Source organism: Leisingera sp. JC1, from assembly GCF_001679925.1.
Lineage (GTDB): Bacteria > Pseudomonadota > Alphaproteobacteria > Rhodobacterales > Rhodobacteraceae > Leisingera.
Genome location: NZ_LYUZ01000065.1, coordinates 1 through 605, shown reverse-complemented (window position 1 = coordinate 605; position 605 = coordinate 1). Strand labels below are relative to the sequence as shown.

Sequence of the window (605 nt, the reverse complement as noted above, 5' to 3'; positions counted from 1 at the left end):
CATCAATGTATTTGAAGGAAGGATAGACCAGCACCGCCTGGCTGCCATGGCCGGCGAAACCCGCAAGGCAGGCGGACAGGAAATCCGGGCCCAGGATGTCATCATGGGCCAGCCAGTTGAAGTAGGCGCCGCGGGCCAGGTGAAACACATAGTTGTAATTCTTGGCGGCGCCGATATTGCGCGGCTGCCGCACGTAGAGGATCCGCGGATCCTGCTCTGCATAGCGGCGGCAGATCGCCTCGGTGCCGTCACTTGAGGCATTGTCGGAAATGATCAGTTCAAAGTCCTGGAAAGTCTGCGCCAGCACCGATTGAATGGCTTGCTCCAGGTAGTTTTCGCCATTGTAGACCGGCAGCCCGATGCTGCAGGCCGGAGCTGCGGAAGGATCTTTCATCTGCTCACTCGTCTGCCAATACCCATGTTCGAGATAGCCCGTGCCGCGGAAACGGCCAGCCGCCGGCCCCGGCGGTGCGCAGGCTGGAGGGGGCCGCCCCTGCGCATTGGGAACTCAGACAAGGCCTGTGAACTCAAATGCGTCGCCGGTCAGGCTCAGCCCGTAGACATTGTGCAGGATCCCGATCAGCTCATCCTGATCGCCGCCGCTG

Annotated in this window: 1 protein-coding gene; it reads right to left on the bottom strand. The window is 61.2% G+C overall.

Going from position 1 to position 605, the window contains the following annotated elements; all coding sequences use genetic code 11:
- Positions 1-394: glycosyltransferase family 2 protein (locus tag A9D60_RS06485; protein ID WP_141117852.1), on the bottom strand; the 394-nt coding region annotated here is incomplete at its 3' end.
- Positions 395-605: the final 211 nt, after the last annotated feature.